Here is an 18,714-nt window from a genome sequence, read left to right as displayed (position 1 = left end):
CTGTTCCCATTCCGAACACAGAAGTTAAGCTCTTTAGCGCCGATGGTACTTGGTGGGAAGCCGCCTGGGAGAGTAGGACGTAGCCGCGTAATCTTTTTTATTTTCAAGATAGTTCTAATTATTGTTTTTTAATAATAGTTAGAACTATTTTTATTTTGCTGTAATTTATTAATTTGATATAACTTCTAACTAATGTTTCACGTTAAACAATGAAGAGTTTATAAATTAGGTATTAACATTTTTAAAATAATCGTACATAAAGCCTTATATTAATTGCATATAAATTATTAAAATGATATGAGGTAGGTGCTTAAATATGAAGGTATATAATAGTAACATGTTAAGGAGTGTAGCTATATTAGGTCATAGTGGTTGTGGAAAGACAAACTTAATTGATGCAATGTCTTATACTTCTAAAACTACAAATAAAATGCCTAAATTAACTGATAAGGTTAATATGACATATAGCATGAATTTAGTTCCTATAGAATTCAAAGATTACAAGTTTAATTTATTAGACACTCCAGGTTACTCTGATTTTACAGGTGATGTTATATCAGCAATAAGTGCAAGTGATGCAGCTATAATTGTAATTGATGCTACTACTAGTATTCAAGTAGGAACAGAGAAATCTTTAGAACTTACCGAAAAATCTATACCTAAACTTATATTTATTAATAAGATAGATAGCGAAAAATCTATATATAAAAATTTAATAGAAGAGTTAAGAGAAAAATATAGCAATAAGATAGTACCTATGTATATGCCAGTATATGAAGATAATAGATTTATAAAATTACATAACATATTTGAGGATATGTCAGATTTATGTAATGATTTTAAAATTGAAGCAGAAAGTATAAAAGAAAGTTTGATGGAACTAATAGCTGAATCAGATGATGAGTTATTAGAAAAGTATTTTAGTGGTGAAGAATTAACAAATGAAGATATACAAAAAGGTATAACATTAGGAGTACAAAATGGGGATATAATACCTGTTGTGTGCGGGTCAACGATAAATAACATAGGTACTGTAGAAATTTTAAATATTTTATCAAAATATTTAAAACCTAAATATATTGATGATAGTAAGAATTTAAAAGGTTCTATATTTAAAACTATAGTAGATCCTTTTATAGGCAAAATGTCGTATGTTAAGATTTTACAAGGCAAACTTAATAAAGATATGGACATTTACAATCTTAATAAGTCTATAAAAGAAAGAATTTACAATATATATACTATAAAAAATGGTGAGTTGATAGAATTAAAGACAGTAAATGCTGGGGATATTGTAATTATAACTAAAGTTAATTCTCTTCAGACAGGAGATAGTATATCAACAAATCAAAATGAAAAGGCAGATAATTTTATAAATCTTTCAAAACCGCAAATATATTTTGCAATACAACCTAAAAATAAAGGTGATGAAGATAAGATTAGTATTGTATTAAATAAAATAGCTGAAGAAGACCCAACTATAACTTGGAGTAGAAACGTAGAAACTAAACAAGTTTTAATTGGAGGGCAAGGTGAACTTCATATAAATATAGCTAAATCTAAAATGAAAGAAAAATTTGGCCTAGATGTTGAATTAGATGATTTAAAAGTAGCATATAGAGAAACGATAAAAGGAAGTTCAGATGTTCAAGGAAAACATAAAAAACAATCTGGGGGTCATGGACAATACGGAGATGTTAAGATGAAATTTGAAAGATCACAAAAAGATTTCGAATTTGAAGAAGATATATTTGGAGGTTCCGTACCTAAGCAGTATATACCTGCAGTAGAAAAAGGAATAAGGGAATCTATGAATAAAGGTATACTTGCGGGATATCCGGTTACAAATATAAAAGTTACTCTTTATGATGGCTCTTACCATGATGTAGATTCATCGGAAATGGCATTTAAATTAGCAGCTAACATAGCCTTTAAAAAAGGTATGGAACAAGCTAGACCTATATTGTTAGAACCCATAATGAAATTAACAATAGTTGTTCCAGATGAATATATGGGCGATGTAATGGGTGATATAAATAAAAAGCGTGGAAGAATTTTAGGTATGGAACCAATTGAAAATGGAAAACAAATCATATATGCAAATGCACCTCAGGCAGAGACTTTTAAGTATGCTATAGATTTAAGAGCAATGACACAAGGAAGAGGTTACTTTGAAATGGAGTTAGATAAGTATGAAGAAGTACCTACACAAATAGCACAAAAAATAATATTGGGTGCAAATAATAAGTAAAAAATAAAGTTCTAGATATGTATCTAGAACTTTATTTTTTACTTATTTAATCTCAAAAAAACTAAACATAAAAATTAATACAATGAAACAATAAAAACTAGTAGCGCATATAGTATAAATATATATCTAATATTTTTAGGCAAGGGGGGACAATATTGTATTTTGATAAATTTACTAAAATAGCTCAAAAAGTAATAGATATATCTATAAAGTGTGCAAAAGATTTAGGTCATAGCGTTGTAGGAACTGAACATATATTACTAGGTCTAATTAAGGTTGAAGAGGGTACAGCTTCTAAGATTTTAATTAGATTAGGAATTGAATCAGAAGCAGTAAGTAAACAAATTGTAGATATATATGGAATAGGAATAAATGATAATACAGATGATATTTTCTTAAGTCCTAGAAGCAGAAGTATATTAGATAAATCAATTATTTTTGTTAATAAATCAAAAAGCAAACTGGTAGACACTGAACATATATTGTTAGCACTTTCACAAGAAGAAGATAGTCTAGCTATTAAGATATTAGAGAAAATAGGTATAGATAAACAACTATTAGATAAATTTATAAAAGAGTATATAGATATAGATAATAGTGTAGAATCAATAATAAATAAAATAGATAATGAAGAAAAGAAAAAAGATAAACCTAAAATACCTACATTAGAAAAGTATGCTATAAATTTAAATGATAATGCAAAAAATAATACAATTGACCCGTTAATTGGAAGAGAAAAAGAAATTCAAAGAATAATTCAAGTTTTAAGTAGAAGAACTAAGAATAATCCTGTAGTAATTGGAGATCCAGGAGTTGGTAAAACAGCAATAATTGAGGGATTAGCTATAAAAATAGAAGAAAAAGATGTACCAAAATCATTAGAAAATAAGATTATATATAACTTAGATATATCTGGAGTACTTGCAGGAGCTAAATATAGAGGTGAATTTGAAGAAAGAATAAAAAAGGTAATTGATGAGGCTATTAGTGTTAAAGAAATTATATTATTTATAGATGAAATACACACTATCGTAGGAGCTGGATCTACAGGAGAAAACCCTATGGATGCATCTAGTATACTGAAACCAGTGTTATCTAGAGGTGATATTCAGGTTATAGGGGCTACAACTATAGATGAGTATAGAAAAAATATAGAAAAAGATATAGCTTTAGAAAGAAGGTTACAACCAATAATGATTGAAGAACCAACAAAAGAAGATGCTATAAAAATATTAAATGGACTAAAGTATAAATATGAAAAACATCACAATGTAAAAATAACAGACGATGCAATAAAACAAGCTGTAGAATTATCAAGTAGATATATAACTGATAGACATTTACCTGATAAAGCTATAGATATTATAGATGAGTCTGCATCAAGAGTTAACGTAAATAAATTTAAATCGAAAAAAAGTAAAAGAATTGTTGATAGTAATACAATTTCAGAAGTAGTAGAATTATGGACTGGGATACCTATAAGTCAAATAGTTAAATCTGAAGGTGAAAAATTATTAAACTTAGAAGATATATTAAAAGAAAGAGTTATAGGCCAAAATGAGGCTATAAAGGTTATATCAAAAGCTATAAGAAGATCCAGATCAGGAATTAAAGATCCTAAAAAACCAATAGGTTCATTCTTATTCCTAGGACCAACTGGTGTAGGGAAAACTGAATTGTGTAAAGCCTTAGCTGAAAGCCATTTTGGAAATGAAGATAAAATAATTAGAATAGATATGTCAGAATACATGGAAAAGCATTCTATATCAAGATTAATAGGATCACCTCCAGGATATATAGGTCATGATGATGGAGGTCAGTTAACTGAAAGTGTAAGAAGTCATCCATATTCAGTAGTATTATTTGATGAGATAGAAAAAGCTCATGAGGATATATTTAATATATTATTACAAATACTAGATGAAGGAAGATTAACTGATTCTAAAGGAAGAACTGTAGATTTTAAAAACACTATAATAATAATGACATCAAACTTAGGAGCTACATCTATAATAAATCAAAGAAAAACAGGTTTTTCAATTGGAAATAATGAAAGTAAAATAAAAGAAGAAAATTATAGTGATATGAAAGAAAAAATAATGGAGGAAGTCAAAGTTAAATTTAAACCAGAATTTTTAAATAGAATAGATGATATAGTAGTATTTCATAAACTAAGTTTAGACAATTTATATGATATAGTAAAAATCATGACTAAAGATTTAATAAAAAGATTAAAAAAAATAGATATAGAGTTAGAGATAGAAGAAGCTGTGATAAGATTTATAGCTAAATATGGAATAGATTTGGAATATGGTGCTAGGCCATTAAAAAGAGTCATACAAAAAGAGTTAGAAGATAGTTTATCAGATAATATATTGAGTGAAAATATAAAAAAAGGTGATTATATTATTGCGAAGATAGTAAATGATAAAGTAGTATTTGAACCTAATTAAAAGAATAAATAATAAAGGAGCTTAAATAAGCTCCTTTATACTATAAATTTAACATATTAAGGATTATATATGTTAAAATTAATACTAGAATAAAAAAATTACATAAGGGTGAGTTTATAAATGGCGAAAATAAAAACTAAATATGTGTGTCAAGAATGTGGATATGAAAATAGTAAATGGCTAGGAAAATGTCCAGAGTGTAGTAAATGGAACACTTTTGTTGAAGAAATAGAAGAGAAACGCTCTAAGTCTAATAAAGAAGTATTTGTTATAGATAAATCATCATCTAGACCTTTAAATATAAATTCGATAGAAACGATAAAAGAACAAAGATTCTCAACTTGTATAAATGAATTAGATAGAGTTCTAGGTGGAGGAGTCGTTAAAGGATCTTTAGTATTAGTTGGAGGAGATCCAGGTATAGGAAAATCTACATTACTTATACAAGTTGCAAGTAATGTAGCAAATAGTGGGAAAAAAGTTTTATACATATCAGGGGAAGAATCTGCATCTCAAATAAAAATGAGGGCTCAAAGACTAGGAATACAGTCCGATAATTTATATATATTCGCTGAAAATAATTTAAGTATAATAGAAGCTCACTTAGAAAGTGTTAACCCAGACTTAATAATTGTTGATTCTATACAAACTGTTTTTAGCCCCGAGATTACATCTGCTCCAGGTACCGTAAGTCAGATAAAAGAAGGTACATCAAGATTTATGAAAATTTCTAAAAAAATGGGTATATCTACCTTTGTTGTTGGACATGTAACTAAGGAAGGATCACTGGCAGGACCTAAAGTTTTAGAGCATATGGTCGACACAGTCCTGTATTTTGAAGGAGAAAGATTTAATACATATAGATTAATAAGAGCTGTAAAAAATAGATTTGGATCTACAAATGAACTAGGAGTCTTTGAGATGAGAGAACTTGGATTAATAGAGTTAGAAAATCCATCAAAAATACTTATAGCTGAAAAACCAAAAGATGTTGCAGGATCAGTAATTATATCTACAGTTGAAGGTACCAGACCAATGCTATTAGAACTTCAAGCTTTAGTTTCACCAACTAGTTTTGGTATACCAAAAAGAACAGCAACAGGAGTAGATTATAATAGAGTATCTTTGCTTATGGCAGTTCTAGAAAAACGTGTTGGTATGCAAATACAAAATCAGGATGTATATATAAATGTTGTTGGAGGACTAAAAGTCAATGAACCATCTATAGACTTAGGAATTGTTATGTCTATAGCTTCTAGTTTTAGGAATATACCGATAGATGGAAATGTAGCTATAACTGGGGAAGTTGGACTAACAGGAGAAATAAGAGCTGTAAGTTTTATAGAAAAAAGGATATCAGAATGCAAAAAGTTAGGATTTACTAAAATTGTTATACCAAAGAGTAATTATGAAGCAGTCAAAGATGTAAAAGGTATAGAAATTTGTCCAGTGGATAGTGTAAGACAAGCTATAAATATAGTATTAGGGGGGAATAGATAATAATGGATGATTTTTTTAGTGGAAAAAAAGCAATTACCACATTAAAAATGATATCTCCTGGTACAAGTCTTAGAATAGGAATAGACCATGTATTAAAAGCTAAAACAGGAGGACTTATAGTTATAGCTGATAGTGATGAAGTTATGAAAATTGTAGATGGGGGCTTTAATATAAATGCAGATTACTCACCTGCATATTTATATGAGCTTGCAAAAATGGATGGAGCTATAGTATTAAGTGGAGATATAAAAAAGATATTATATGCAAATGCTCAGCTTATACCAGATTATTCGATTGAAACTGGAGAAACAGGAACTAGACATAGAACAGCTGAAAGAGTTGCTAAACAAACTGGTGGTATAGTAATTGCAATATCACAAAGAAGAAATGTAATAACTGTTTATCAAGGTGATAAAAAATATGTAATTGATGACATATCAAAGATTTTTACTAAAGCTAATCAAGCATTACAAACCTTAGAAAAATACAAATCAGTTTTAGACCAAGCTATCATAAGTTTAAATGCATTGGAATTTAAAGATTTGGTAACTTTATATGATGTTGTACTTGTAGTTCAAAAAATAGAAATGGTTATGAGAGTTACAAATATAATAGAAAAGTATATAGTAGAACTAGGTGTTGAAGGTATGCTTATAAGTATGCAGGTTGATGAACTAATGGGAACTACAAAAATAGATCAAAACCAAATACTAAAAGATTATCAAAGAAATGATATGACTTTAAGCGAATTTAAGAAAAAAATTATATCATTATCATCAGAAGAATTATTAGATTTAGCTAATATAGCTAAAATGATTGGATATACTGGATTCTCAGAAAGTATGGATATGCCAATAAGACCTAGAGGTTATAGAATTTTAAATAAAATACATAGATTACCTAGTACTATAATAGAAAACTTAGTGAATTATTTTGAAGACTTTCAAGATATACTTAATGCTTCAATAGAAGATTTAGATGATGTGGAGGGCATAGGAGAAATAAGAGCAAAGTATATAAAAAATGGACTCATAAAAATGCAAGAATTATCACTTATAGATAGACATATATAAAATATTGATATAAGTTTGTTCTTGAATATAATTAGTAGTTTGATTATAATAAGAAAATATTAAGGAAAAAATATAGGGGGTGAAAATTTGTTATCGAAGATAATAAGAGCAATAATAGGAATCTTAGGATTTGCAGTAGGTATGACAACATACATATCAGCAGCTCAAAATTTTCCTAAGCTGTCTTTTGGATCAGAACTATATACCTTTATAGTTTCTATAGTGGTTGGTTTAGTACTAGGGTTCATTTTCTACATGATGGGACCTTGGATTATGAATAGATCTAGGAAATTAGCTAAAGATATGGATAGGGAAATATCTAAATATCCTCAAACTGATATAATATTAGGGACTATAGGGTTAATAGTAGGGCTTGTTATAGCTTATTTAGTAAGTCAATTAATACTATCACTTAAGATACCTATAGTAGGTAATCTATTATCATTATTTACATATGTATTCTTAGGATATCTAGGAATCAGGGTTGCATTAAAGAGTAAAGATGACATATTTAATTTAAATAAACTAACGAAATTAACACCAATTAAAGATAAAAATATTAAAAAGGAAAAAAGTATACCACCTAAGGTTTTAGATACTAGTGTTATCATAGATGGTAGAATTGCAGAAATATGCCAAACTGGATTTATAGAAGGGAAAATTGTAATACCGACTTTTGTATTAGATGAGTTAAGACATATAGCAGATTCGTCTGATGATTTAAAGAGAGTTAGAGGTAGACGAGGTTTAGATATACTTAATATAATACAAAAAGAATTAAACATAGAAGTTGAAATAAGCAATAAAGACTTTGATGATATAGCAGAAGTTGATGCGAAATTATTAAAGTTAGCTGAAACACTTGGAGGTAAAGTTGTTACTAATGATTATAATTTAAATAAAGTAGCTCAAGTTCAAGGTGTTGAGGTCCTTAATATAAACGAATTAGCTAATGCAATTAAACCGGTAGCAATACCAGGTGAACATATGATAGTACAAGTTGTTAAAGAAGGGAAAGAATCAAATCAAGGAATTGCATACCTAGATGATGGTACTATGATTGTAGTTGATGGTGGAAAGAAATATATGGGAGAAACTATAAGAGTTTTAGTTACATCTGTATTACAAACACCAGCTGGAAGAATGATATTTGGAAAACCTAAAGTAGATTAAAAAAAAGTCTTCAGAAATTAAATCTGAAGGCTTTTTAATTTTAATAAATATTTATTTAAGTCCATATGTTAAAATATATATAAATTATTTTAGGTTACTAAGAGGTGATAATATGAATGGGGTTATAATTGTAGCTGCAGGAACTGGAAGTAGAATGAAAAAAGATATAAATAAACAGTTTATAAAGCTAAACGACAAGGAAATTATAGCGCATACTATAGATAAGTTTTACAATAATGATAATATAGATGATATAGTTGTAGTTATAAAAGAAGAAGAAGAGAAATACTTTATAGATAATGTTATAAATAAATATGGATTTGATGATATAAAAATTGCATATGGAGGAAATGAGAGACAAGATTCTGTTTATAATGGAATAAAGAAGCTTAATAATAACTGTGATGTAATTCTTGTTCATGATGGAGCAAGACCTTTTGTAACAGGAGATATAATAGAAAATTCTATAGAAGAAGCTAAAAAATATAATGCAGTTGTTGTAGGGGTTAAAGTTAAAGATACTATAAAAATAGTTAGTGAAGATGGAAGTATTATAGATACTCCAGACAGACGTTATTTATGGTCAGTACAAACTCCTCAAGTTTTTAAGTGCGATATTATAACAAAAGCGTATGAAGATGCATATAATAAAAATTATTACGGTACAGATGATGCAATGTTAGTAGAACGAATAGGATACAATGTTAAAATGGTAGAAGGTTCATATGATAATATAAAAATAACGACACCAGAAGATTTAAAATTTGGAGAACAAATATTAAAAAAATAAAAATTAACGGAGGATAATTATGAGAGTTGGAATGGGTTATGATGTTCATAAGTTAGTTGAAAATAGAAAGCTAATACTAGGTGGAGTAGAAATACCACATGAAAAAGGTTTATTAGGGCACTCTGATGCAGATGTATTACTTCATGCAATAATGGACTCTATATTAGGAGCATTAGCTCTTGGAGATATAGGTAAGCACTTCCCTGATACAGATGAAAAATATAAAGGTGCAGATAGTATGAAATTATTAGAATTTGTATATAATTTAATAAAAGAAAAAGGATATACTGTAGGAAATTTAGATGCTACGATAATAGCTCAAGCACCAAAGATGGCACCTCACATACAAACTATGAGGGCTAATATAGCAAAAGTATTAAATACAGATATAGACAATATAAATGTTAAAGCAACTACAGAAGAAGGACTTGGTTTCACAGGAAACAAAGAAGGTATATCAGCACAAAGTATATGTTTATTAGTTAAGATTGACAATATCAAATAATTACTATAAAATTATAATAAATAAATTTTAAAATTAAAAAGCCAAGAAGAGAAATAGTAAAAAATAGAGTTTTTTACAGAGAAGAAGTATTAGGTGAGAGCTTCTAAAAATAAGTTTTTGAACCAATCTCAGAGCTTAAGGACGGTAAAAAGTTCTTACGGTAAGGACCGTTATATCCTACAAAGAGAATCAATATAAAAAGTATATTGATTAACTAGAGTGGTACCGCGGAAATATAACCTTTCGTCTCTATTATAGAGATGAAAGGTTTTTTTATTATAAAAATAGGAGGAACAATATTATGAAAATGTCAAAGATGTTTATGCCTACTTTAAGAGAGGTTCCAGCAGATGCAGAAATAACAAGTCATCAATTAATGATGAGAGCTGGTATGATAAAGAAAATGTCATCAGGGGTATATAATCAATTACCTATGGGAATAAGAGTTTTCAAAAAAATAGAAAACATAATAAGAGAAGAGTTAAATAAAAAAGGATGTCAAGAAATATTATGCTCAGCATTAATCCCAGCTGAATTATGGCAAGAGTCTGGAAGATGGGATGTAATGGGAGCAGAAATGTTTAGATTAAAAGACAGAAATAATAGAGATTACTGCTTAGGACCAACACATGAGGAAGTTTTCACAGATATAATAAGACAAGATGTTACATCATATAAGCAATTACCTTTAAACCTATATCAAATACAAACCAAATATAGAGATGAAAGAAGACCAAGATTTGGAGTTATGAGAACTAAATCTTTCACAATGAAGGATGCATACAGCTTTGACGTTGATGAAGCAGGATTAGACAAGTCATATCAAGATATGTATGATGCATATACAGAAATATTTAGAAGATGTGACTTAGAGAACAGCCCTGTTCAAGCTGATTCAGGAGCTATAGGTGGATCTACTTCAGCAGAATTTATGGTTAAATCTCCTGTTGGAGAAGATGAAATAGTATTCTGTAGTGGATGTGATTATGCAGCTAATATAGAAAAAGCTCATTCAGTGAATGATTTAAAAGCTAAAGAAGAAATGAGAGAATTAGAGCCAGTTCACACTCCAGGAGTAACTACTATAGAACAATTATGCGAATTCTTTAACACTACAGCAGATACTTTCGCTAAAACTTTAATATATGAAGCTGACGGAAAAACAGTTGTTGTTTTAGTAAGAGGAGACAGAGATGTTAACGAAGTTAAAGTAGCTAATGCTATAGGTGAAGTTATAGAATTTGACTTAGCTAGAGAAGAAGTTGTAAAAGAGTTAACTAATGCAGAAGTTGGATTTGCAGGACCTATAGGAATGAAAGCTGACTATATATTCATAGACAAAGAAGTAGCAGAACAAAGCAATATCGGTGTAGGTGGAAATAAAACAGACTATCATATAAGAAATGCTAACTTTGGTAGAGACTTTGATGGTGTAGTTGGAGATTTCAGAAATGTACAAGAAGGAGATAAGTGTACATGTTGTGGGGCTCCACTTGAAATAGCTAGAGGGGTTGAAGTTGGTCATATATTCAAATTAGGAACTAAGTATTCTGAAACTATGGGTGCAAACTTCATAGACAAAGACGGAAAAAGCAAGCCAATAGTTATGGGATGTTATGGTATAGGAGTTGAAAGAACTGCTGCAGCTGTAATAGAACAACATAACGATGAAAATGGTATAATATGGCCTTTAGCTATAGCTCCATATCATGTAGTTGTAGTTCCAGTAAATGTTAAGAAAGCAGAGCAAATGGAAGCTGCTGAAAAGATATACAATGAATTACTTTCTATGGGAGTAGAAGTATTACTAGATGATAGAGATGAAAGAGTTGGAGTTAAATTCAAAGATTCTGAATTAATAGGTATACCTATGAGAATTACAGTAGGTAAAGATATAACTGATGGAAAAGTAGAATTTAAATTAAGAAGTGAGTCAGAAAAAGAATTAATATCTTTAGATGAAATAGCTGACAAGGTGAAAGCTGAATTTGTAAAGAATGAAGTTAAATTAGGATAGTTTAAAACTTAGATAGTATATATAATCCACTAAATTATTAACATTTTTAATAAAATGTGGATATATATACTATTTAATTTTATATAAAATTTAATTTATCCACAGGAATAAATTTATAGTATTTATAAATATAATTGTGCAAAATTATATTATAAATATGGGATAAATTTGGTATTATAATAGATAGAACAAAACTTAGGAGGTAAGATTATGAGTGTTAGAGTAAGATTTGCTCCAAGTCCTACTGGATTTGTACATATAGGTAGTTTAAGAACGGCTTTATATAACTACTTATTTGCAAAGAGAATGGGTGGAGAGTACATATTAAGAGTTGAAGATACTGATAGAACAAGACTTGTTGATGGTGCAATAGAAAACATGTTAGAAGCTATGGCATGGGCTGGTGTTAACCATACAGAAGGTGTTATATTAGGTGAAAATAAAGAAGTAACTCAAGTTGGAGAATATGGACCATATATACAATCAGAAAGATTAGATATATACAAAGATTATATCCAACAATTACTAGATAGTGGAAAAGCATACTATTGCTTCTGTTCAAAAGAAAGATTAGATGAAGTAAGAGAAAAGCAAAAAGAAGCTGGAGAAACTCCAAAATATGATGGTCATTGTAGAAACTTATCAAAAGAAGAGGTTGAAGCTAAATTAGCTGCTGGTGAAGAATATGTAATAAGATTAAAATTACCAGAAAATCATGTGATAAAGTTCACTGATTTAGTAAGAGGAGAAACTGAATTTAATACTGATGAGTTAGATGATCAAGTATTAATAAAAACAGATGGGTTCCCTACATATCACTTTGCAGTTGTAGTGGACGACCATATGATGAAAATAACACATGTTATAAGAGGAGAAGAATGGATATCATCAACTCCAAAGCATGTATACTTATATGAAGCATTTGGATGGGAAGCTCCTACTTTTGTACACCTTCCAAACATACTTAATAAGGAAAAGAAAAAATTAAGTAAAAGACATGGAGATGTTGCAGTAGAAGACTTCAAGAGAAAAGGATACTTACCAGAAGGTCTAGTTAACTATGTTGCACTAGTTGGATGGTCACCAGAAGATAACCAAGAGTTATTCACAATGAAAGAATTAGAAGAGCATTTCTCAGTTGAAAGAGTGTCTAAGAGTGGTGGAGTATTTGATACAGATAAATTAAACTGGGTTAACCAACACTATATAAAAGAAGCTTCAGATGAGTATATAACAGATTTAGCTATACCATTTTTAATAGAAGCTGGATATATAACAGAAGAAGATGTTGCAAATAGATATGACTTTGTAAAAGGTATGGTTTCTGTTGTTAAAGAAAAATTACAATATGTAAAAGAAATAACAGATCATGTTAACATATTCTTTGGAGATGAAGTTAAATTAGAAACTGAAGAGTGTGCTGAATTCTTAAAATTAGAGCATATACCAACTTTAATAAATGCTTTAGAAGAAAAAATAACTGCTGCAGATGAAATAAGTGAAGAATTCTTTAAGGCTATGTTTAAAGAAATACAAAAAGAACATGGAATAAAAGGTAAAAACTTATTCATGGGAACAAGAGTTATATTAACAGGACAAATGCATGGTCCAGATTTACCAAAGGCAGCTGCTGTTATAGGTAAAGAAACTTGTTTAAATAGAATAAAATATGTAAAAGAAAATTTATTATAATTATAAAAACCCGTCTTAATAAAAGATGGGTTTTATTTATGTAAGTTTTTGAAGAAAGATTATGTGCATAAAAATAGAGGGATTTTATATATATAAACTTAATATATCTTAAATAGTTATATTTTAAATGTATATTTTTAGGAGGATTGTATGCGTATAGATATTAAAGAAATAAAGGGGGAGTTAAGTCAACTTTGTGAAGACTATATAAATATACTTAATAAGATGAAAGATGATAAAATTATCAATAAAGATTTATATCAAAAATGTGTATTAAATAAAATAGATTATTTAGAAATAACTAAAAAACTATAAAATATAAATAGTTTCTTTATGAATACAAGCGGGTATAATAGTAGTACTATTAATTAAAGAGAATATAAATTATAATAGATTATAATAGTTAGATTTAGAATATAAATAAAATAGTGAGGTGAATAGGATGAAGTTATACAATACGTTAACTAGAACAAAAGAAGAATTTGTTCCAATAGAAGAAGGAAAGGTAAAGATGTATGTTTGTGGACCTACAGTTTATAACTTTTTCCACATAGGAAATGCCAGACCATTTATAATATTTGATACATTTAGAAGATACTTAGAGTATAGAGGATATGATGTAACATATATTCAAAACTTTACAGATGTTGATGATAAAATAATAAAAAGAAGTAATGAAGAAGGAATAACTCCTGAACAAGTTGCTAATAAGTACATAGATGAATATTTCAAGGATGCAGATGGTTTAGGTATAAAAAGAGCTACAGTACATCCAAGAGTTACAGAAAATATAAATGAAATAATAGAATTCATAAAAGAGTTAGAAGAAAAAGGATATGCTTATGAAGTAAATGGAGAAGTATATTTTGATACTCAAAAATTTGAAGGGTATGGAAAACTTTCTAAGCAAAATCAAGAAGATTTAGAAGCTGGAGCTAGAATAGAAGTAAACTCTCAAAAAAGACATCCAATGGATTTCGTATTATGGAAACCAAGAAAAGAAGGAGAGCCAGGATGGGAAAGTCCATGGAGTGTAGGTAGACCAGGATGGCATATTGAATGTTCAGTAATGTCTAAGAGATATTTAGGAGATACTATAGATATACATGCTGGAGGACAAGATTTAGCATTCCCACATCATGAAAATGAAATAGCTCAAAGTGAAGCAAGAAGTGGAAAAACATTCTCTAATTACTGGATACATAATGGATATATAAATATAAATAATGAAAAAATGAGTAAGTCTAAAGGTAATTTCTTTACAGTAAGAGATATTGCTGACAAATATGATTTAGAAGTAGTAAGATTCTTTATGCTATCTGCTCATTATAGAAATCCAGTAAACTTTAGTGATGAAATGTTATCACAAGCAAAAGCAGGTCTTGAAAGACTATATAATACTAAAGAAAAATTAGAGTTTACTTTAAGTAATTTAAAAGATGAGAATATAAAAGAAAATGAAAAAGCTTTAGTTAAAGAATTAGATTCATACAGAGATAAATTTATAGATGCTATGGATGACGATATAAATACAGCAGATGCTATAAGTGCTATATTTGAATTAGCGAGATTTATAAATTCAAATGTAAGTGAAGAATCATCAATTGAATTTGCTAAAAAATGCTTATCAGAGTTTGAGGAATTAACTAATGTATTAAACATAGTTAATAAAAAACAAGATGAAGTTTTAGATGCAGATATAGAAAAATTAATACAAGATAGAACTGATGCAAAGAAAAATAAAAACTTTGCTTTAGCAGATGAAATAAGAAATAAATTATTAGATATGGGTATTGTTTTAGAAGATACTAGACAAGGAACTAAATGGAAAAGGGTGTAATAATGGAAAATATAAACTTAGCTACAGTATCACCATTAGTACTTGCTTATTTAGGAGATACTGTATATGAATCATATATAAGAGAGTATATTATAAATAAGAATGTAAATAAAAAAGTTAATGATTTACATAAGACAGCAATAAAGTATGTTAAAGCTAAGGCACAGGCTAATGTAATTCTTACTATAGAAGATTCCTTAACAGAAGAAGAACATAGGATATATAAAAGAGGTCGTAACCAAAAATCTCATACTACACCTAAAAATGCAGATATTATAGATTATAAAAATGCTACAGGATTTGAGGCTTTAATAGGGTACCTTCATATGAAGAAAGACTATAACAGACTTAAGGAAGTAATTCAAAAGGCAATTGAAATAACAGAAGAAAGTATGTAATTAAAAGGAGCTATCTCTAAGTGAGGATAGCTCTTTTTTACTGCCAAAGAATTCTATTTATTTGAGATACTACATTTTTAGACAAAATAAGGTATAATAATATAATAAACTATTAAGGAGGTATACTTATGAAAGTTAAAGTAATAGCACATACACCAGAACCAGAAAAGGTGATATCAATGGCTGCAAAGCTATGCTACTCATCAGTAGGGGTAGATGAAATAGAACAAAACTTAACAGACGAGAGTGTAGAAAAGTTTTTAAATATGTTAATAAATATAGGACATGAATCTCCGTTAGAACATGTTACATTTACATTTGCGGTAGAGGGGATATCTAGAAGTTGCTCTCATCAAATTGTTAGACATCGTATAGCAAGCTTTTCACAGCAAAGTCAAAGATATGTTAAACTTAATCAATTTGAATATATAGTTCCTCCTGAAATAGAACAAATAGAGGAAGCAAAAGCATTATTTATAGATGCTATGAATAAAGATCAAGAAGCTTATGATAAATTAGTAGATATCTTATTTGAGAAACATTATAATAATTTAGTAAAATGTGGGAAGAATGAGAAAGAAGCTAAAAGAAATGCAGAGAAAAAAGCAATAGAAGATGCAAGATACGTATTCCCTAATGCATGTGAGACGAAAATGGTATTTACTATGAATACTAGAAGTTTATATAACTTCTTTAACCATAGATGTTGTGAAAGAGCTCAATGGGAAATAAGAGATTTATCTATAGAAATGCTAAGACAGGTAAGAGAAATAGCACCTATATTATTTAAAAATATAGGACCTAAGTGCATAAAAGGACCTTGTCCAGAAGGAAAAATGACGTGTGGAAACATTACACAAGTAAGAGAAAAGTTTAATAATTTATAGGCGGTGAAGAGTTTGGCAAATATAGAAGGAAGAAATCCAGTTATAGAAGCTATAAAAAATGATAGAGAGATAGATAAGATAATGATAGCTAATGGAGCAAAGGAAGGCTCTATAAAAAAGATTATAGCTATGGCGAAAGAAAAAAATATTGTAATTCAATATGTAGACAGAAATAAATTAGATGAAATAAGTACAAGTCATTCACATCAAGGTGTAATAGCTAATGTAAGTGAATATAAATACTATGAACTAGATGAGTTAATTCAAAATGTAAAAGATAAAGGTGAAGACCCATTTTTTATAATATTAGATGAAATAACAGATCCTCATAACCTAGGGTCAATAATAAGAACTGCTGATGCTGTAGGGGCTCATGGAGTTATAATACCAAAGAGAAGATCAGTTCATATTACACCAACAGTAGCAAAAGCATCTGCTGGTGCAGTTGAATATGTTCCAGTATGCAAAGTAACCAATATTGTAAATACAATAAAAACATTAAAAGAACATGGTTTATGGATTGCAGCAGCGGATATGGATGGTCAAACATTCTATGAACAAAATTTAACAGGACCTATAGGTTTAGTAATAGGAAGTGAAGGATTTGGAATATCAAGATTAGTTAAAAAGAATTGTGACTTTACTGTTAAGATGCCTATGGTAGGAAATGTTACATCTTTAAATGCATCAGTAGCAGGAAGTATTCTTTTATATGAAATATTCAAACAAAGAATGGGTTCTAAATAGGTAATGAAAAGAAAAATTAACCATTATCTAATAATTGATGGATATAATATTATAAATGCATGGGGAGATTTAAAGAAAATTTCAGTAGATGATTTAGATGGAGCAAGAGAAAAGTTAATTGATATCATAATAGAATATGCTGAGTTTTCGGGACAAAAAGCTATAGTAGTTTTTGATGCATATAATGTTAAAAACTCTATGGAAAAAGTTGAGAAAAGAAAATATATAACTGTGGTTTACACAAAAGAACACCAAACAGCAGATAGCTATATTGAAAAGTTTATAACATCTTTATCTAAGTATGATGTTGTGAAAGTAGCTACAAATGATTATGCAGAACAACAAATAGTATTAGGAAAAGGTGCTAGCAGAGTATCTGCTAGAGAGCTTAAGTTGGATGTTGAAGAAGCTAAAACTAAGATTAAAAGTAAACAAGTAAACTCAGAACGAAAAATACAGAGAAATTGGTTAGAAGATAGGTTAGATAAAGAAACTTTGTCGAAACTTGAGAACATTCGTAGAAACCGTTGAAAATACTAAGTTTTATAAATTATAATATACCTATTAAGTTAAGTAATGGGGGGAGTAAAATGTTAGTAGCTAAAGAAAATGGTTTTGAATTTGTAAATAATTCTCAACAAGATGAATATGAGATAGTATTAAAAGCTAATAAAGGGGATACACTAGCACTAGAGTATATAATTACCAAATATAAAAACTTTGTTAAATCAAAGGCAAAGTCATATTTTCTAGTTGGGGCAGATAAGGAAGATATAATTCAAGAAGGTATGATAGGTCTTTATAAGGCTATAAGGGATTTTGACGGAAGTAAGACGAATTCATTTAAGTGTTTTGCAGAGATATGTATAACTAGACAGATTATAACGGCAATAAAAACTGCAACAAGACAAAAACACATACCTCTTAATTCATATGTATCTTTAAATAAGCCTATATATGATGAAGAATCAGAAAGAACATTATTAGATATAATAGCTACAAGTATAATAACTGATCCAGAAGAGTTAATAATAAGCAAAGAAGAGCTTAAAAATATAGAATCAAAGATGAATGAAATTTTAAGTAAATTAGAATTAGAAGTTTTAGAACTATACTTAAATGGCAAGTCTTATCAGTATATAGCTGATAGATTAGATAGAGATGTTAAATCAATTGATAATGCACTACAAAGAGTGAAGAGAAAATTGGAAAAATATCTTGAAAACAGAAATAATTAATAGTAAAATACTTAGCATAAGCTTAATGTAAGCATTAACAAATATAAAAATAAGGGAGGAATTCAAAATGGCTAAAGCTAAATTTGAAAGAAATAAGCCACACGTTAATATAGGAACAATAGGTCACGTTGACCACGGTAAAACTACATT

The 18,714-nt window shown here is 28.7% G+C and carries 16 protein-coding genes, 1 rRNA gene and 1 other annotated feature; all 17 genes read left to right on the top strand.

Features of this window, described 5'->3' with window-relative positions; genetic code table 11:
* Positions 1 to 89: ribosomal RNA gene (gene rrf / locus ABFX13_RS13765) — 5S ribosomal RNA — on the top strand; the annotation flags it as partial.
* A gap of 227 nt (positions 90 to 316) precedes the next feature.
* A complete protein-coding gene (locus tag ABFX13_RS13760; RefSeq protein ID WP_346046985.1) occupies positions 317 to 2,251 on the top strand; it encodes an elongation factor G in 1,935 nt (644 codons plus the stop codon).
* Positions 2,252 to 2,406: 155 nt separating this feature from the next.
* Complete coding sequence (locus tag ABFX13_RS13755; protein WP_346046983.1) at positions 2,407 to 4,704, top strand: ATP-dependent Clp protease ATP-binding subunit; 2,298 nt, start codon at positions 2,407 to 2,409, stop codon at positions 4,702 to 4,704.
* 120 nt (positions 4,705 to 4,824) lie between these two features.
* Positions 4,825 to 6,204, top strand: coding sequence for a DNA repair protein RadA (gene radA, locus ABFX13_RS13750; RefSeq protein ID WP_346046981.1), 1,380 nt, complete (start codon positions 4,825 to 4,827; stop codon positions 6,202 to 6,204).
* 2 nt (positions 6,205 to 6,206) lie between these two features.
* A complete protein-coding gene (gene disA, locus ABFX13_RS13745) occupies positions 6,207 to 7,277 on the top strand; it encodes a DNA integrity scanning diadenylate cyclase DisA (protein WP_147548160.1) in 1,071 nt (356 codons plus the stop codon).
* 87 nt (positions 7,278 to 7,364) lie between these two features.
* Positions 7,365 to 8,450, top strand: a complete 1,086-nt coding sequence (locus ABFX13_RS13740; protein ID WP_346046978.1) for a PIN/TRAM domain-containing protein — start codon at positions 7,365 to 7,367, stop codon at positions 8,448 to 8,450.
* A 112-nt stretch (positions 8,451 to 8,562) separates the two neighbouring features.
* Entirely contained in the window at positions 8,563 to 9,240 is a 678-nt protein-coding gene (gene ispD, locus ABFX13_RS13735) for a 2-C-methyl-D-erythritol 4-phosphate cytidylyltransferase (RefSeq protein ID WP_346046976.1), read from the top strand.
* 19 nt (positions 9,241 to 9,259) lie between these two features.
* Positions 9,260 to 9,745 carry a 2-C-methyl-D-erythritol 2,4-cyclodiphosphate synthase gene (gene ispF, locus ABFX13_RS13730; RefSeq protein WP_346046974.1) on the top strand — a complete coding sequence of 162 codons (486 nt, stop codon included), beginning with the start codon at positions 9,260 to 9,262 and terminating at the stop codon, positions 9,743 to 9,745.
* Between the two features lie 34 nt (positions 9,746 to 9,779).
* Positions 9,780 to 9,999: a binding site (T-box leader), on the top strand.
* A 47-nt stretch (positions 10,000 to 10,046) separates the two neighbouring features.
* Positions 10,047 to 11,762: a proline--tRNA ligase gene (locus tag ABFX13_RS13725; protein ID WP_346046972.1), complete on the top strand. Its 1,716-nt coding sequence runs from the start codon at positions 10,047 to 10,049 to the stop codon at positions 11,760 to 11,762.
* Between the two features lie 210 nt (positions 11,763 to 11,972).
* Entirely contained in the window at positions 11,973 to 13,454 is a 1,482-nt protein-coding gene (gltX, locus tag ABFX13_RS13720; protein ID WP_346046970.1) for a glutamate--tRNA ligase, read from the top strand.
* Between the two features lie 150 nt (positions 13,455 to 13,604).
* Positions 13,605 to 13,769 carry a hypothetical protein gene (locus tag ABFX13_RS13715; protein ID WP_346046968.1) on the top strand — a complete coding sequence of 55 codons (165 nt, stop codon included), beginning with the start codon at positions 13,605 to 13,607 and terminating at the stop codon, positions 13,767 to 13,769.
* A gap of 127 nt (positions 13,770 to 13,896) precedes the next feature.
* Entirely contained in the window at positions 13,897 to 15,294 is a 1,398-nt protein-coding gene (gene cysS / locus ABFX13_RS13710) for a cysteine--tRNA ligase (RefSeq protein WP_187006840.1), read from the top strand.
* Positions 15,279 to 15,692, top strand: coding sequence for a Mini-ribonuclease 3 (locus ABFX13_RS13705; RefSeq protein ID WP_346046966.1), 414 nt, complete (start codon positions 15,279 to 15,281; stop codon positions 15,690 to 15,692). Before cysS ends, ABFX13_RS13705 begins: the two co-directional genes overlap by 16 nt.
* Positions 15,693 to 15,820: 128 nt before the next feature.
* A complete protein-coding gene (thyX, locus tag ABFX13_RS13700; RefSeq protein ID WP_346046964.1) occupies positions 15,821 to 16,579 on the top strand; it encodes an FAD-dependent thymidylate synthase in 759 nt (252 codons plus the stop codon).
* Between the two features lie 12 nt (positions 16,580 to 16,591).
* Positions 16,592 to 17,326 carry a 23S rRNA (guanosine(2251)-2'-O)-methyltransferase RlmB gene (gene rlmB / locus ABFX13_RS13695; protein WP_270647854.1) on the top strand — a complete coding sequence of 245 codons (735 nt, stop codon included), beginning with the start codon at positions 16,592 to 16,594 and terminating at the stop codon, positions 17,324 to 17,326.
* A 3-nt stretch (positions 17,327 to 17,329) separates the two neighbouring features.
* A complete protein-coding gene (locus ABFX13_RS13690; protein ID WP_147548150.1) occupies positions 17,330 to 17,857 on the top strand; it encodes an NYN domain-containing protein in 528 nt (175 codons plus the stop codon).
* A gap of 59 nt (positions 17,858 to 17,916) precedes the next feature.
* Positions 17,917 to 18,564 (top strand): RNA polymerase sporulation sigma factor SigH, encoded by a 648-nt coding sequence (gene sigH / locus ABFX13_RS13685; RefSeq protein WP_147548149.1) that lies wholly within the window; start codon positions 17,917 to 17,919, stop codon positions 18,562 to 18,564.
* The last annotated feature ends 150 nt before the right edge of the window (positions 18,565 to 18,714 follow it).

This window comes from Paraclostridium tenue (assembly GCF_039521565.1).
GTDB classification, from domain to species: domain Bacteria; phylum Bacillota; class Clostridia; order Peptostreptococcales; family Peptostreptococcaceae; genus Paraclostridium; species Paraclostridium tenue.
Note: the sequence above shows the minus strand (reverse complement) of the source record. Positions and strands in the feature narration are given on the sequence as shown.

Coding starts and splice junctions, on each gene's coding strand:
- ABFX13_RS13760 (WP_346046985.1), top strand. CDS start 317: ATGAAGGTATATAATAGTAACATGTTAAGGAGTGTAGCTATATTAGGT.
- radA (WP_346046981.1), top strand. CDS start 4,825: ATGGCGAAAATAAAAACTAAATATGTGTGTCAAGAATGTGGATATGAA.
- disA (WP_147548160.1), top strand. CDS start 6,207: ATGGATGATTTTTTTAGTGGAAAAAAAGCAATTACCACATTAAAAATG.
- ispD (WP_346046976.1), top strand. CDS start 8,563: ATGAATGGGGTTATAATTGTAGCTGCAGGAACTGGAAGTAGAATGAAA.
- ispF (WP_346046974.1), top strand. CDS start 9,260: ATGAGAGTTGGAATGGGTTATGATGTTCATAAGTTAGTTGAAAATAGA.
- ABFX13_RS13725 (WP_346046972.1), top strand. CDS start 10,047: ATGAAAATGTCAAAGATGTTTATGCCTACTTTAAGAGAGGTTCCAGCA.
- gltX (WP_346046970.1), top strand. CDS start 11,973: ATGAGTGTTAGAGTAAGATTTGCTCCAAGTCCTACTGGATTTGTACAT.
- ABFX13_RS13715 (WP_346046968.1), top strand. CDS start 13,605: ATGCGTATAGATATTAAAGAAATAAAGGGGGAGTTAAGTCAACTTTGT.
- cysS (WP_187006840.1), top strand. CDS start 13,897: ATGAAGTTATACAATACGTTAACTAGAACAAAAGAAGAATTTGTTCCA.
- ABFX13_RS13705 (WP_346046966.1), top strand. CDS start 15,279: ATGGAAAAGGGTGTAATAATGGAAAATATAAACTTAGCTACAGTATCA.
- thyX (WP_346046964.1), top strand. CDS start 15,821: ATGAAAGTTAAAGTAATAGCACATACACCAGAACCAGAAAAGGTGATA.
- ABFX13_RS13690 (WP_147548150.1), top strand. CDS start 17,330: ATGAAAAGAAAAATTAACCATTATCTAATAATTGATGGATATAATATT.
- sigH (WP_147548149.1), top strand. CDS start 17,917: ATGTTAGTAGCTAAAGAAAATGGTTTTGAATTTGTAAATAATTCTCAA.